The following is a 14,382-nucleotide window of genomic DNA, read 5'->3' on the forward strand; positions in this document are numbered from 1 at the left end:
TAGCGGCCGCCACCTCAAGGGACAAGGTTGCCTGGGTAGGAAAAATCTGACGTCCGGGAACGGCAATTCCCCACCCTCTACAATGGCGTGCCCGGTCGAGTCCGCACGATATCTGTCAACCGAGGAAAGCTCTGGATCGCGTACCGTCGCAGCTGCCTGGACCGCAGGCGAGCACTCCCTCTTCGAGGGAAAGGACATGTGATGCGTAACTTCCAACGTACGGCAAAAGTGGCAGTGGGACTGCTAGGACTTGCACTGTCATACAGTGCGGCGGCGTGCTGTCCGGATGTCGGTCATAGCCCCGCTGCAGCAACAACAGGGCTGGGGGCCAGTCGTCCCTCTGCGACTGATCTCTCGGCTGTCAGCACCTTGCACGTGTATGCGTTCGAGCGAGATGGGATCCGCTATCTGCAAGTCAATGGCCCTAGTGGCGATGTCCGAACTGCAATCGGATGGATCGACGGTACCCGTTGGGTCATGCCGGTTGGTATCGATGCAGACCGCACCACGATCCTGGCGGCGGGTTCACGCCCGAGCGGTACAGTCGTATATGAAGGAGACGGTATGACGGTGCTGCTACAGACACTCCCGCGTGGTAACAGCTAGCTCATCGTACCTAAAAATTGATCGTGTCCCTGTTGGTTCGGAAACAAAGAAGCTGATCTTGCCCGTATGGTGGCGCCGGCAGGTGCCACCATACGAGCGCACCCTGCTGGACAACTCTGCTGTGTTCTCAAGAGCGGTCCGACTGGCAGGCTTGATCTGTGGCTTATCCCCGTAAATACATACAGCGATGCCCTGGAGCCCGCGCAGTTTTCCGACTCTGGCCTTGATGGTATGACGCCTTGCTGGAGGCAGACAGGCAATCGCCTGCTGGGTGCATCTGTAGACGGCAAGCTGCAGCCCAACAGACAATTGCATGGGATTGCCGCGAAGCATGACTGGGTGGATTTCTGTGTGACTGGAACTGGCGAAGCCTGGCGAACGGAAAACGTGATAGAGCCCATGCGTCTCGATCTCCAGCGGGTACAAAGCATTGATGTACTCGTGCAGCATCTTCGATTGGATAGAGCCCGTGCGAATCATCCGCATAGCGGCTTCATGTTGTCCGCGTGACTTGAGATGACTTTCGATGTCGCGGCGTAGTCGGTTCATCTGTACCTCGATGTCGACGTACTCGATCACGTGCTCGCGCAATTCCCGCTCAGCCCATAGGTAGCTCAGTTTTGCCGTATCCAATGCCTGTTGCTCGCCTCGCAGACGCAGGCGCACTTCGGCAAGGGTGCTGGAGATACGCGCGCCCAGCACGAATAGTCCCGTCGCCGTTGTTGCGAGCATCACCTGCACAACAAAGCCTATTGAGTCATAGGCCCCCAGCACACCCGTATTTCCCAGTGAAAATGCCAGAGCGGTATTCGCCAGCACAACGCCAATGGCCGCGCCCCGCCAGCCATGCAGCCAGGTGAGTAGAACGGCAGGAACGATCAGCAACGACATTAAGCCCAACCGTGCAACATTGCTTTGCGGCAGTGTTGCTAATGCAAAGATCAATGCCGTCGCCAGAACCGCCAGTGCGCAATGAGGCGTCAGGCGGCTGGGCGTCTCTTCGTCGTGGCGGCGCATCCATAGAAGCACCGGCAGGACCACCATCAACATTCCGAGGTAGTCACCTACAGCGAAACGGGCGAACTTGACGCCGCTGATTGCCGACGAAGGTCCATCGAGCATGATGTTGGTCCCCAGAGTGCAGAGCGCGCCCCAGACTGCCGTGACCAGAAGCATCGGGATCAGTGACGCTCCTGCGCGATGTATTGCCCCATACCTTGCCCGAATAGCGATAGGGACCAGAGCAATGGCCGGGACCAGGATCCAGGGGCTTGCGTAGGCCCAGGTAGGATTGACACCGACACTGCTGATCGCGGGAACCCTAATCATGAGCAACGCCGCGACATCGCCCATCAGTATCCAAGGTAGCAAGCGAGAAGGGGCGAGCAGCAACGCTGCGATCCGAAGGCCAGCTGGCAGGTACCACTGATCCAGTGAGCAGTGCCAAGACAGTTGAAACGCCAGACAGTAGGCCGTAGCGGTTAACAAGCCCTGCGTCACACTTTTCAGCCCTTCCATGGGAATACCTTGAGTTTTGACGACGCCAGAGCATACCTGAGCGGGAGCCGTAACGGTGTCGGTGACCAGACTACAGCCCAGTGAAACGGGTACGCCACAGATGCGCGTCAGGTATGTGGGGAGCCTGCTGCAAAAACATGGACGTCCTTGCCCCCCCTCAGCTTGATCAGATGGACAGAGGCCGTGGCGGGGAGCGGGGAGTTGGCGGGAGCCTTGGAACGCAATTCGGCTTAGTCACGCGACGAGCAGTGTTCATCGGTGACGAGGACGGCACCCTGTCAAGTTGGGAGAGCGCTCTGCCGCCAGGCACGGAGTCCCGGCCAAAGTCAAAGCGTGCCATCATTCACCACATCTGAGCGAGCACGTCATTTCAACCACTACCAGGGAGGTATTTATCATGAAGCCACGCACGACTGCCGCCACTTTCGCACTGGCTGCGACTTTAGGCCTTGGCCTGAGCGCCCCAGCTCGCGCCCAGGCGCCTGATCCTTGCTCGGTCTTTCTTTGCATGTCCAGCATGTCCGGCTTCGGCACTCCGTCTCCTGAATGTGCAGCGCCGATCGCAACCTTCCACGCCATCCAGGTATGGAGCCCTGCCTTCAACCCGCCGGCCACGGCGGCGGCACGCCGGGTGTATCTGACGACATGTCCAGGCGCGACTGCACCGAATCAAGCCATCTTGGAAGCCATCATCGCGAAGTGGGGCTATAGGCCTTGACGGGCGCATCGCCCGCTGACTCAGAAACATGCTTCTGAGACTTTCCAGGAATACCACCACGCCCCTGTTCGCCAGGTGGATCGCGCATTGCCCTTCTATGCGATTGGGTTCCTACGCATCGGCCAGTGGGAAGTGAACCCGCAACCTTTGTGTGTTCGCCCGCAGGAAAGCGCACTCTGCAGCCAACCTTGGGTTTGCTGAAACACCGCATCCCAAGGCGGAAATCGTTGGGAAGCAATCACGACGGTGCGCCGGCCCGTGCGATCCAGCGCAGTGCGATGAACATCGCGCGTAGCGCGTACTGACGCTGTGTCGCCTGCGCATCCATCAGTGTCAAATACGGCGCAGCAAAGGTCTAATATTCTTCGGAAATGTCGGTCGGATAAGCATTACGAGGCTTCATCCGTATACGTTAGAGTGGCAAGGGCAAAGTTCATAACACGCTCTAGGGGAAGTCAGTTTGATGGATCAAGAAAGCATCGTCCGGTACTGGCATGCGGTCGAGTTGTTGCAACCGCAATCAGCACCCAAGCTGGAAAAACGCAGCAATCGATACCAACCTTTTATCCATGACACTCTAATTCAGCGCCCGCTACTTCCGTGGACCCCGGAAAGTGTTGTCAGTAAACAGGACCTGCCCAAGAAGCGCATATGGAGCCACACGCTCTATGCTCATCTTTATGACAGTCGTCTCGTTGCCGAGAAGCTGGATGCGATGTTCGGCGCCGATCAGGGTTACCAAGAGCCCAAGTTTCGCGAGTCAGCCATGTTTGCGGCAAAATTTACAATGGGAGGCCGACTGGTCGATGACAGTTATGTGCTTTCAAGCGAAGCGTGGTTTCTTGGGCGGGTGTTGACTGGCAAAGATTGGACCAGAGGGTTCGAGACCGACCAAAAGACCCTCAGAGAGCGCGCTAACACTCTGTTCGAGGGGGAAGTATCAAGCGAAGGCTTGCGCGAACTGACTCACTGGACCCTCCAGTTCCTGGGGTTGGGAGACTTTTTTGGTGAGATGGACCACCATCGTTTTCGCTTTCGCTCACAACCAATCAATCCCGACAAGCACGAGTCGGAAGACGATCCGCTGAACAGCTTTTTGCTGGACGATCTTGCAGATGTCGCCGATGCGATCTCCAGAGGGGTGAAAAGCGAACCACTGGATCAGTACCTGCGTCATCACGATCCAAAGCCTCGCCTGCATATGGACGATCAGCGTGCGTCGCTGCCATTGATGGGACGACCGATGCCGGATGCATATGCCAGTAGCTGTTGGCCTACAGAACACCATTTGGGCCTGGTACATTCCCAACAGCTCGCCGTCAATACAATCCAGTCTACCCTCGCCGATGGTCAAGGGTTGCTTGGCGTCAACGGCCCACCTGGTACGGGCAAGACAACGCTGTTGCGCGACCTGATCGCAGCGATTATTACCAGCCGCGCCGATACGCTTGCCAAGCTACGTCGCGCATCAGATGCATTCGCAAGCGACGGACGCGAAGCTGCCAACGATGGTGGTAAGCAGCAATACAGTTACAAGCTCAACCCTGCACTGTACGGCTTCGAAATCGTGGTCGCTTCATCCAACAACGGTGCTGTAGAAAATGTGACGTTGGAACTGCCTCAGCGAGACAAGATTGATGAAAGCTGGTTGCCAGAAGCAGAGTTCTTCGCCGAGCTGGGGGAGTTAGTCTCGGGCAAACCTGCGTGGGGATTGATTTCTGGTGCATTGGGGAGCAAGGAACGACGCAACAAATTCGTAGATCGTTACTTCGATGGTCAGCTCCCGTTTGGCAGCAAAGACAAGGCTGCTGCGGAGGTAGAAGAGGAGACTGAGGTCGAGCCTGATGAGGAAGTCGACAACATTGTGGAAGCACTCTTTACGGCTCACTCTGCCGAGAAGGAAAACGCTGACGACAGCGAGAACCAGAGCGAAGATGCTCCACCCGAGAAAGAGAAGGGCCCGAAGGGGTTTCGGGGCTGGCTCAAAGTGAGTGCTGAGGCGAATGCAGTCCGCTCCTCGGAGCAACGTCAAGCGTTGTGGCAACAAGCTGTGTCTGACTACGAGGCGGTCAAGGCGGAAGAACGCAAAGCATGCAATGACGCCAGTCGAATTCGTGAGCTGATTCTGGCCATCCTCAAAATCAGGAAGACGATTGCCGAGGAATCCGAAAAACTCCGGGTATTAGAACAGTCACTGATTGAGGTAGCAAATAAACTCTCGCGCTTGGATAACGAGGAAGGTGGCCCCGCCAATATGGCGCTCAAGAAGTGTATTGACGCGCTTGAGAAGCTGCCAAAAAAGCCCGGTTTCTGGTCAAATTTATTCAGTCTCGGAAATGCTCGACGCGAATGGAGCACCGCTCGGGAACTGCTAGAAAGCCAGCATGACATCGCTAAGGCTGAGTTCGCGAGGATCACGCGTCTCACTAGAGCGTGTTATGAACTTTGCCCTTGTCACGCTAACGTATACGGATGAAGCCTCGTAAGCCTTATTCCACCGATATTTCCGACGAAGAATGGGCCTTTGCGGCTCCCTATTTGACGCTGATGGACGTGCAGGCACCGCAGCGCAAGTATGAGCTACGCGCGATGTTCAACGCACTGCGGTGGATCGCGCGCGCCGGCGCACCATGGCGATTGCTTCCCAACGATTTTCCGCCCTGGGAAGCGGTGTATCAGCAAACACAGCGCTGGCTGCAAGCGGGCTGCTTTGAGGCCATGGTCAGTGATCTGCGCTCACTCTTGCGTGTGGCGCAAGGGAAAAAAGGCCAGCCGAGCGCGGTCATTTTCGATGCTCGCACGCTGCAGTCCACCTGCGAAAGCGGGCCGCGTGCTGGATACGATGGCTATAAACGCAAGAAAGGCAGCAAGGTACACATGGCCGTCGATACGCTTGGACATCTGCTCGCTGTCCAGGTGACGCCGGCTAATGAGCAGGAGCGCGCGCAAGTCCGATCGTTGGCACAAGAGGTACAACACGTGACCGGTGAAACGGTCAAGATCGCCTTTGTTGATCAGGGCTACACCGGTCAAGAACCGGCGCAGGCGGCCACGGAAGAAGGCATTGAGTTGCACGTGATCAAGCTGCAAGAAGCGAAAAAAGGCTTTGTCTTGCTGCCGCGCCGTTGGGTTGTCGAGCGCAGCTTCGGATGGGCCAATCGTTTCAGACGGCTGGCACGCGACTACGAGCGATTGCCGGAAACCTTGGCCGGTTTGCACTTCGTCGTCTTCACGATCCTGATGCTTGGAAATGCAGCCACCCTCTTTCAAAGTTCATAACACGCTCTAAGGTCGGGAGACTTCACCATTGGGTTCACACACACAGAAGAGGTTGGCGATGGCATTGTTGCTGAACCCATTTGGCATGCACGAATGGTTGCAGTGATACCAGCCCGTCATCCGCTACTCGCTTTCAAAGAAGTGCCTATCGAAGAACTTCTCCGCACCCCATTGATCATGTGGAACCACCAAGCCTATGAGGGCTACGATAAGGCCTTTACAAAGCTGTTGCGAGGCTTGGATGAGAAGCCGAACGTCATCGAGCGCGCAGCTTCGCTCGACGTTATGCTAGCTCTCGTTGCGGCTGGTTACGGGATTGGCCTCGCATCTGGCGCGAAGCTGGAACCGTGCAAGCATTCAGATATCGTCATCCGCCCATTGGCAAATCAATCAGCGGTGATTACGACGTACATGCTGAAAGCTGCCAGTGCTGCGCCTTCAATCTCTGTGGATCGCTTCACAACACGTTTGAAAGATAGAAATTAGATAATCGCTGCAATCAAATCGAACACTTCACCCTTCTGAGTCAGCGTACAGAATGCTTTCAGTAGCAGTCATCAGGTTGGCTGCACTGTCGTTCAATGCGATGGATACCCGCAAAATCAACGCCAATGTAGGCATGTGTTGCCCCCGCTCGATCTTTCCCATGTGAGAGCGCTCAATGCCGGCGAGGGTCGCCAGCTCTTCTTGAGATATGTCGCGCGCAATCCGTGCGGCACGTACAGCCTTCCCGAACGCAATCGCCGGCTCAGCTTCATAGGTGGTGGCGCCCACTGGGCGTCCTGGTTTCATTGTGCGCTTCTGCATTGGCAAAAGCGTTACGCATTAAGCTTAACTAAACCACGTTAAACTTAACTCTTTGTATGATGTTTGGTGACTTTTCCCTTACATAGTCCGGAGGGGCAGACCATGAACCAGAATTGTTGCTCGCGAATGATCAGAGTTGCCGCCGCTCCAGCAGTGCTGTCCCCAGAGTTGGCTGATCTCCTTGCGCTTCAGCGAACAGAAGAGCCTGAAACATCTGTGCTGTTGCAAGAGGTCACCCAGGACGTACTCACGACTAGCATTCTTGGAGGAGCCTTCGATCTAGGCATCGGTTGGCCCGTAGACACCGATGCCCTAGCCGTCCTGCCACTGTGGCGCGACCAATTAGCCATCGCTTTGCCCGCTCGTTCCCCACTGCTCGCAAAGCGTGCTATTTCATTACAGGTAACACTCAGTTACCCATTGATTTGTTGGCATCCGGATCCTTGTGTTGAAGGGCTTGATACGGAGGCAGAAACGGATGATCGAAGCGCCCATCTATGCCGTATTGCAGTCACATCCTTCGATCTGCTAACGGTACTCGTTGCGGCTGGCTATGGCATCGGTATTGCGCCGCAGAGCTACATAGTCAGTGCCCGTAATCGAGGTATCGTCATGCGCCAGATCCTCGGCACTCCTCGTTGGGTTACACCTGTCTTTTTCGATCTGCTAATGCTCTCTCACCTGCAGTTGATAGGTTTGTCGAGCGAGCTTCACGGGTAGCGATATCCACGGAAAACAAGCATTTCAGGTGAAAACTGGAGTGGGATTTTGATAGACCTTTTATGGCGTTGTCGTGCATCGCTGCTATCGGCAAAAAAGAGGCTACAGAGAGGGCACAGTCGGCCGCTGCCGAGCTTCTTGCTCCGGAATCTGGTGCGGAGACTGCTGCTGCGCCCGCTCCGTTACCGACTCACTGCTTTGCAGTTTTCGCACCTTATCGAAAGATTGCTCAACTGGCGTCTGTATCGCCTCCTGAGTCAGCATGTATGCGCGCAGGGTTGCAGGGTTGTCTGAAGCGCCCTGCAGAATGAAGATTTTTTCGCCGGGCGCTGCGGCATTGGTCTGCTTGCTCAATGCGATTTCGTCAACGCTACTGAAGTTGTTTTGCTTGGCGAGCGCATACACGCTGGCGCTAATGCGGTCATTGTCTGCAGCATGCAAGTGGCCGGAACTGTTTAGTCCTTCGACCTTCTCGCGTATCTGCTGCATCAAAGCGTGATCCGAATGACCCTGGCGTGTTGGATAGTTGCCCGGGGTGCGCTCTAGCTCCCGGTTCTGGGCTGGTTGCTCGCGGTAGCGCAGTTCCTCTATACGTTCCTCTGACAGCATACGGTTGCCAAGGCCCGGCTCGACCCTGCCAGGGAAACCCTCTACCGGTAAACTCATCAATTCGCCAAAGGTTCGGAAAGCGGAATTGCTATTAACGGTGTCACCAAAGACCTTGAAGCCATACTTGGGATAGTTCAGATTCAGTGCATTGAGTTCTGGCATCGCTTTAATTGCAGTGTTCCAACGCGCCAGGATCTCATCCTTATCGCCGATGGCGACTGTGCGTGATTGCTGGTTATCCTCAATGAAGGTGCTTCGACTCACGTCGGTGCCAACTGAGGCTGCATAGCCACCATCGAGCGCAAGGTTCCAAGCACGAAGGGAATGCCTAGCCTCGTCAGTACCTATTGTAAGTGCTTCGCCGGTTTGTCGATCAGTGGCCAAGCCGTGTAACTCAGATAGAGCTTTGCCCTTCTCATCGCGCAAAACCCAGAAATCGTGTCCAGCTACACCAAGAACATTGAGTGATCTTGCTTCAATCGTATATTTCGGCATGCTCTGTTCAATCCATGAATGCTTTGCTATTGCTACCTGCTAGAGACGCACGAGTCTAGAGCGTGTTATGAACTTTGAAAGAGGGTGGCTGCATTTCCAAGCATCAGGATCGTGAAGACGACGAAGTGCAAACCGGCCAAGGTTTCCGGCAATCGCTCGTAGTCGCGTGCCAGCCGTCTGAAACGATTGGCCCATCCGAAGCTGCGCTCGACAACCCAACGGCGCGGCAGCAACACAAAGCCTTTTTTCGCTTCTTGCAGCTTGATCACGTGCAACTCAATGCCTTCTTCCGTGGCCGCCTGCGCCGGTTCTTGACCGGTGTAGCCCTGATCAACAAAGGCGATCTTGACCGTTTCACCGGTCACGTGTTGTACCTCTTGTGCCAACGATCGGACTTGCGCGCGCTCCTGCTCATTAGCCGGCGTCACCTGGACAGCGAGCAGATGTCCAAGCGTATCGACGGCCATGTGTACCTTGCTGCCTTTCTTGCGTTTATAGCCATCGTATCCAGCACGCGGCCCGCTTTCGCAGGTGGACTGCAGCGTGCGAGCATCGAAAATGACCGCGCTCGGCTGGCCTTTTTTCCCTTGCGCCACACGCAAGAGTGAGCGCAGATCACTGACCATGGCCTCAAAGCAGCCCGCTTGCAGCCAGCGCTGTGTTTGCTGATACACCGCTTCCCAGGGCGGAAAATCGTTGGGAAGCAATCGCCATGGTGCGCCGGCGCGCGCGATCCACCGCAGTGCGTTGAACATCGCGCGTAGCTCATACTTGCGCTGCGGTGCCTGCACGTCCATCAGCGTCAAATAGGGAGCCGCAAAGGCCCATTCTTCGTCGGAAATATCGGTGGAATAAGGCTTACGAGGCTTCATCCGTATATGTTAGCGTGACAAGGGCAAAGTTCATAACACGCTCTAGCAAGCTCTTGAGGTTGTTCATCGCCTGTGCCACCCCTAGGTCAATAAAGTAGGGACCGCCACCTCTCAGCGTTATATCCGCCTGGTTCGCTCCTTGCGCACGTTCGATGCGCATGCGGAATCCAGTGCGGTTCTTATCGTCAAAGGTTCCGGATTCAAGTACTCCATTAGTGCTGTCCCTATGCGTGACCTCTCTCCAAGAACTATCGGTTGCAGAGAGTTGGCTGATGCTGAGTTCGGCGCAGTCAAACAGACGTTGGTTTGTCATGTCGTGAGGAATCATCAAGTGATCGGAAGCTGTTGGGATCTTCCCGGTGACTAGGAACGCGTTGCATCCTCCCAGCGAGGAGATCGCCAAGCTCATGATAGTGAAAACTTTCAGCCGAGGTTTCATGTGGCTCTCCTGATAAGCGCTTAACGCGTCACACTTAGACGATGCTGCGAGAGTGACGGAACACCAGTGTAAGTGGAACAGTAAGGCTTGTCGGTTTGACTACCCATTAGAGGAGCACTTGGGGCCTCGCACTTAGACATGACTTTTGAAGCTCCATTCGCCTTGCTCGGCGTTCATCCCCGCCTCAAAATTCAGACATGCATTCGGCAATCCTATTTATGGGGACTCGCTTCTCAACGACTGGCGTCGTTGCTTCAGATACGGCCTGGCAAACTGCCTCAACCATCGCTTGCTGATTGTCCGATGTGAGCGCCTCAATAGGCGACATGCCATCAAGTTCCTCGCGAGGTCGCGTCAAGGCGTAGTAGATATCCCATGTATCAACGCCACGGTGCAGACGCTTGAGTACCGCCTGCACCAAGCGGCGCTTGAACATGTTGAGTTGCCACACCGGGACCCGCTGCCCCTTGTTGCCTAACTGAATTGAAAGCAGGTTGCGAGCCTGGATCTCGTAAGTAATCCACCGCCGTGATTTGCCCGCAAGCTTGGCATAGTCCGCGACGACCAGGTTGTCGGGCCCTTCAAAAATGTCCAATACCTCCAATCGCTCTCGCTGGACCTCAGAGATCTTCGGTAGAGCGTATTCCGGCATTTGTATTGCAGAGAGCCTCTGAGTCCCGGCGCCGACTGCTGGCATCGTTTGCTCATTGGGTGCTACCAGCATGATGGGAGCGTGTTGGCCCAACGCCGGCAGCGGCGTGACCTTCTGGCCGGCAATCGTGGGAACGCCCTGAAGGTGGATGGTGAGGTGCGTGCTGGCAATCTGCACCTGATTTTGCTCGAACAGATCTAGCCGATCAGCCCAGTCCTGCATCATTAGCCGACGCTGTTCAACGTACTCGGCATGGTTGTAGGTGGCGCTGATGCGATTGGGGTCAGCATGTGAGAGTTGCGCGTCGACCCATACCTTTGGATAGCCCAATTCATTGAGTGCTGTTGAAATCGTCGCCCTGATGCCGTGACCGGTGAGACGACCGTCATAGCCCAGCCGCTTGATCGCACGGTTGACCGTGTTTTCGCTCATGCGGGCAGTGATTCGCTTCACGCCCGGGAAAAGGTAGGTCTGCGCTGGTTTGAACAGGTCGAGCATGTGCCGCACGATCTCGATGGCTTGCACAGGCAGCGGCACGATGTAGGGCGGGATGTCAGTTACGCGCTTGCGCTTCTTTTTGGTCAGCATCTTGCGCTGCTTGAGCGACATCACCGGGATGATCCACAAACCCTGTTCCAGATCGAATTGGTCCGGCGTGGCCAAACGTAGTTCGCCTGTGCGTACACCCGTCAGCAGCAACAGGCGAATGGCCAATTGGGTCATCTGCATGCCGCGGTACTTGCGAAGTGTCTGCAGAAACAGGGGTAGCTCGGGCATACGCAGGAGTGGGTTGTGCTCAACGGGCGGCAACGGCACAGCGACCACGTGTAGATCGATGGCGGGGTGCTCGACCATGCCCGGAATGACCACCATGGCGTAGTCGGCGAGTTGCTTGAGCCAGGTGCGCACCTTTTCGGCGACGGACAGTGACTCGCGTTTCTCGATCCGGCCGATCACCTCCAGTAGCACTGGACGGGTGATCTCGTAGATGGTGTAGCGTTTGAGGTAGGGGAATACATCTTTTTTGAACACGCGGCGGATCTGTTCCAGCGAACTCTGACGACCTTCTTCGAGGGTCAGTTGCCGGTGTTCCATCCACTTTTCGTAGACCGCCATGAAGGTGTTTTCGCCAGCCAACCGGATGGCCTGGCGTTTTTGCTTTCGGTCGATGCGCGGGTTGATGCCCTTGGCGACGAGGGCACGCGCCTGGTCACGAAATTCGCGCGCCTCGCGCAGAGAGAGTTCGGGATAGCTGCCAAGCGAAATCCGGGCACGTTGTCCAACCCAGGTATAGCGGAAGTGCCAGGCTTTGCCGCCAACAGGGGAAACGTAGAGGAACAAACCATCGAAGTCTGCGAGGGTGTAGGGCTTGTCGGAAGCCTTGGCTTGCCGGACGACCATATCTGTGAGCATGCGTACCAACTCCTGATGTTGCGAGTTGGATGCGATGTTTGTTCTCAGGTGGCCTGCTCTTCCAGCAACAATGCGGAACGGGTGTTCACCGCATTTTGTACCGCAAAACGTACCGATTTGTACCGGTAGTCAGTAGATTTCGCTGGACGTCACTGGACTGAAGAAGAGGGGTAATTCAGAACCAGATCAGTCACTTACAACGTTCCTTGGCGCTGGGTGGACGTCAGTGGAAAGTTGAAGTGGAGCGGGCGAAGGGAATCGAACCCTCGTCAGTAGCTTGGGAAGCTACAGCTCTACCATTGAGCTACGCCCGCGCGGCGTTGGCGGAGTTTATTCGGGTGCAGGTGTCGGACGCAATGCGCAGACGTGACCAGGGCCGGTTGCCCGGCCCTGGTGTCTTGCGTAAGTGCCATGTGCCTGTGCGTCGCGTGCTTCAGAAGTTGCCGCTGAAGTTCACGAACAAGGTGGCGTCGCGGGCGCTGCGCTGGGCGGTGGTAGTGCTCAGGCCGACGTTGCTCTGCAGGCCCCACAGGCCGGTGCGAGCACCAAGCACGACGGTCGCGTAGTTGCGATCAAAGTTCTGGCCCGGAACGGTGTACATGCCGACCTCCGGAATCGACTGCAGCCGGGCGCCGGCCTCCACGCCATCCTTGAACTCATGGTCGTAGGTGGCCTGCAGATACGGCTTGACCGGCGCACCGTCCAGACGCACCTGGAACCCGATACGGCCGACCAACGAGTCGATGTCTTGATCTGCGTAACCCAGTGCGGTGGAGCTTTGGTTGCTCTCGGTGTAGCCATCGAGCTTGAGCTTCTGCCAGGTCAAGCCGACCATCGGGCCGTACTTGACGTTGCCTTCGCCCAGCGAATAACCGGCGTTGACCGCAGCGGTGAGGTTGCTGCCGTCCGGTGAGCCGCTGTGCACGCGCGTTGCCTGCCCGAGCTGCACTTCGCGGTCGACGTCGTAGCTCAGCCAGCTGTAGCTGACCTGTGCGTTGACCCAGACCGGGCCGGTATACCAGCCGAAAAAGCCACCCAGGGTGGTGTCGTCCTGCTTGAAGCTGCCGTTGCGGTTGCCGAAGTCGGCGTCCATGCGACCGAAGCCGGTAAAGCCGCCGAACACTAGGTTACCGGCGCTCCAATCCACACCGAACAGACCGGCCGGCGCCATGCCGTCGTACAGATCGGCGTGGGCGTAGCGCTGCATGTCGCCACGCACGCTGCCCCACCAACGCAGGCCATCGGCGCCCGGCTTGCCGTCGAGATGCCACGCCACCTGGTCGGCGCGCGCACGACCGCCGGCTTGTGCGGAATGCGTTAGCAGCTGCTGCAAACGCGGCGCTTCCAGCAGCGAGATGGCGTACTGGCCCAGGATCTGGTGGGCGGCGGTGGTCGGGTGGACACCGTCGGAAAACACATACGTGGTCGCTGCATCGGCAGCGACCAGGCTAGTCGGGTTACATGCCGGTAGTGCCACGGCCGGATTGCACGCGGTGCTGGTGACGTTGCTGAAGCCGTAGGTGCCCGGGCTGGCCGCCACTTCCTGCAGGATGTGGAAGGTGTCGACCGGAATCACCCGCAGGCCGGCCGAACGCAGGCCGTTGAACAGTGCGGTGTTGTAGGCGGTCGCGGCGGAAGTGCCCTGTGCCATGGCGGCGGCACCGCCGGCACGGAAGCGCGGGGCGATGCCCACGTCCGGAATGGTCGGCACCATGACGTAACGCGCGCCGGCAGCCTGCAAGGCACCGACCGCACCGACCTGTGCGGCGACCGCGTTGCCGATGATGGTCTGTGCCTGCGCCGGTGCTGCAGCGGCAGCCAGCAGGTCGTTGGCGCCGCCCCACACGGTATAGAGCGCGTTCGGGTTGGCCTGGCCACCGTTGGCGGTCAAATAGGTGTTGATCTGGCTGGTCACCGAGGGCGCAGCGCCGAGTTGGCTGGTCGAACCGGCCTGGATGCGGGCACCGCCGGCAGCGTAGTTGTCGCCGGTCTGGCCATTGCCGTTGGGCGCGGCATTGGTGCCGAAGTGGTCGGCCACATACTCGGCCCAGACCCAGCCTGGGTTAGTCGTGAACTTGCCAGTGACCGCGCGCGAGGCGGCCGGCAGTAGCGGGCTGTAATAACCGCTGTCGGTGAGGCTGTCACCGAAGAACACGGTCTGGTCGAATGCAGACGCGGCCATGGCCGGGCTGGCCGCCAGGGCAATGGTCACCGCCATCAGGGAACGAATCGGACGAAGGGTTGAAGCCATGGA

At 57.3% G+C, this 14,382-nt stretch carries 11 protein-coding genes and 1 tRNA gene; 4 read left to right on the top strand and 8 right to left on the bottom strand.

Annotated elements, in window-relative coordinates:
• Positions 1–576 precede the first annotated feature (576 nt).
• Positions 577–2,124 (bottom strand): MASE1 domain-containing protein, encoded by a 1,548-nt coding sequence (locus PD885_RS14365; RefSeq protein WP_088056956.1) that lies wholly within the window; start codon positions 2,122–2,124, stop codon positions 577–579.
• Between the two features lie 1,181 nt (positions 2,125–3,305).
• On the opposite strand from PD885_RS14365, the gene PD885_RS14375 reads away from it, so the two are divergent.
• From PD885_RS14375 to PD885_RS14385, 3 genes are all read left to right on the top strand, one after another.
• On the top strand, positions 3,306–5,318 hold the full coding sequence (locus PD885_RS14375) for a DEAD/DEAH box helicase family protein (RefSeq protein WP_231895753.1): 2,013 nt from the start codon (positions 3,306–3,308) through the stop codon (positions 5,316–5,318).
• The gene (locus PD885_RS14380; protein ID WP_002801519.1) at positions 5,315–6,121 is read left to right on the top strand and encodes an IS5 family transposase; all 807 of its coding nucleotides are present in this window, start codon (positions 5,315–5,317) and stop codon (positions 6,119–6,121) included. Before PD885_RS14375 ends, PD885_RS14380 begins: the two co-directional genes overlap by 4 nt.
• Positions 6,122–6,184: 63 nt before the next feature.
• Entirely contained in the window at positions 6,185–6,607 is a 423-nt protein-coding gene (locus PD885_RS14385; protein WP_231892749.1) for a LysR substrate-binding domain-containing protein, read from the top strand.
• 27 nt (positions 6,608–6,634) lie between these two features.
• Here the strand turns inward: PD885_RS14385 and PD885_RS14390 are convergent, their stop codons facing one another.
• Positions 6,635–6,928, bottom strand: a complete 294-nt coding sequence (locus PD885_RS14390) for a helix-turn-helix domain-containing protein (RefSeq protein ID WP_039434960.1) — start codon at positions 6,926–6,928, stop codon at positions 6,635–6,637.
• 102 nt (positions 6,929–7,030) lie between these two features.
• Between PD885_RS14390 and PD885_RS14395 the strand changes: the two genes are divergently transcribed.
• A complete protein-coding gene (locus PD885_RS14395; protein WP_231892716.1) occupies positions 7,031–7,648 on the top strand; it encodes a LysR substrate-binding domain-containing protein in 618 nt (205 codons plus the stop codon).
• A 102-nt stretch (positions 7,649–7,750) separates the two neighbouring features.
• Here PD885_RS14395 and PD885_RS14400 read toward each other — a convergent pair whose 3' ends face one another.
• From PD885_RS14400 to PD885_RS14425, 6 genes are all read right to left on the bottom strand, one after another.
• Complete coding sequence (locus tag PD885_RS14400) at positions 7,751–8,752, bottom strand: XVIPCD domain-containing protein (protein WP_002811424.1); 1,002 nt, start codon at positions 8,750–8,752, stop codon at positions 7,751–7,753.
• Positions 8,753–8,817: 65 nt separating this feature from the next.
• Positions 8,818–9,624, bottom strand: a complete 807-nt coding sequence (locus PD885_RS14405) for an IS5 family transposase (protein ID WP_002801519.1) — start codon at positions 9,622–9,624, stop codon at positions 8,818–8,820.
• Positions 9,611–10,063: a hypothetical protein gene (locus tag PD885_RS14410; RefSeq protein WP_002811427.1), complete on the bottom strand. Its 453-nt coding sequence runs from the start codon at positions 10,061–10,063 to the stop codon at positions 9,611–9,613. The genes PD885_RS14405 and PD885_RS14410 overlap by 14 nt, the downstream gene beginning before the upstream one ends.
• A 184-nt stretch (positions 10,064–10,247) precedes the next feature.
• Positions 10,248–12,128: a tyrosine-type recombinase/integrase gene (locus PD885_RS14415; RefSeq protein ID WP_172404515.1), complete on the bottom strand. Its 1,881-nt coding sequence runs from the start codon at positions 12,126–12,128 to the stop codon at positions 10,248–10,250.
• A 240-nt stretch (positions 12,129–12,368) separates the two neighbouring features.
• Positions 12,369–12,442: transfer RNA gene (locus PD885_RS14420), tRNA-Gly, on the bottom strand.
• A 119-nt stretch (positions 12,443–12,561) separates the two neighbouring features.
• Positions 12,562–14,346, bottom strand: a complete 1,785-nt coding sequence (locus PD885_RS14425) for an autotransporter domain-containing esterase (RefSeq protein ID WP_002811432.1) — start codon at positions 14,344–14,346, stop codon at positions 12,562–12,564.
• Positions 14,347–14,382 lie beyond the last annotated feature (36 nt).

The sequence above is a fragment of the Xanthomonas fragariae genome (assembly GCF_900183975.1).
GTDB classification, from domain to species: domain Bacteria; phylum Pseudomonadota; class Gammaproteobacteria; order Xanthomonadales; family Xanthomonadaceae; genus Xanthomonas; species Xanthomonas fragariae.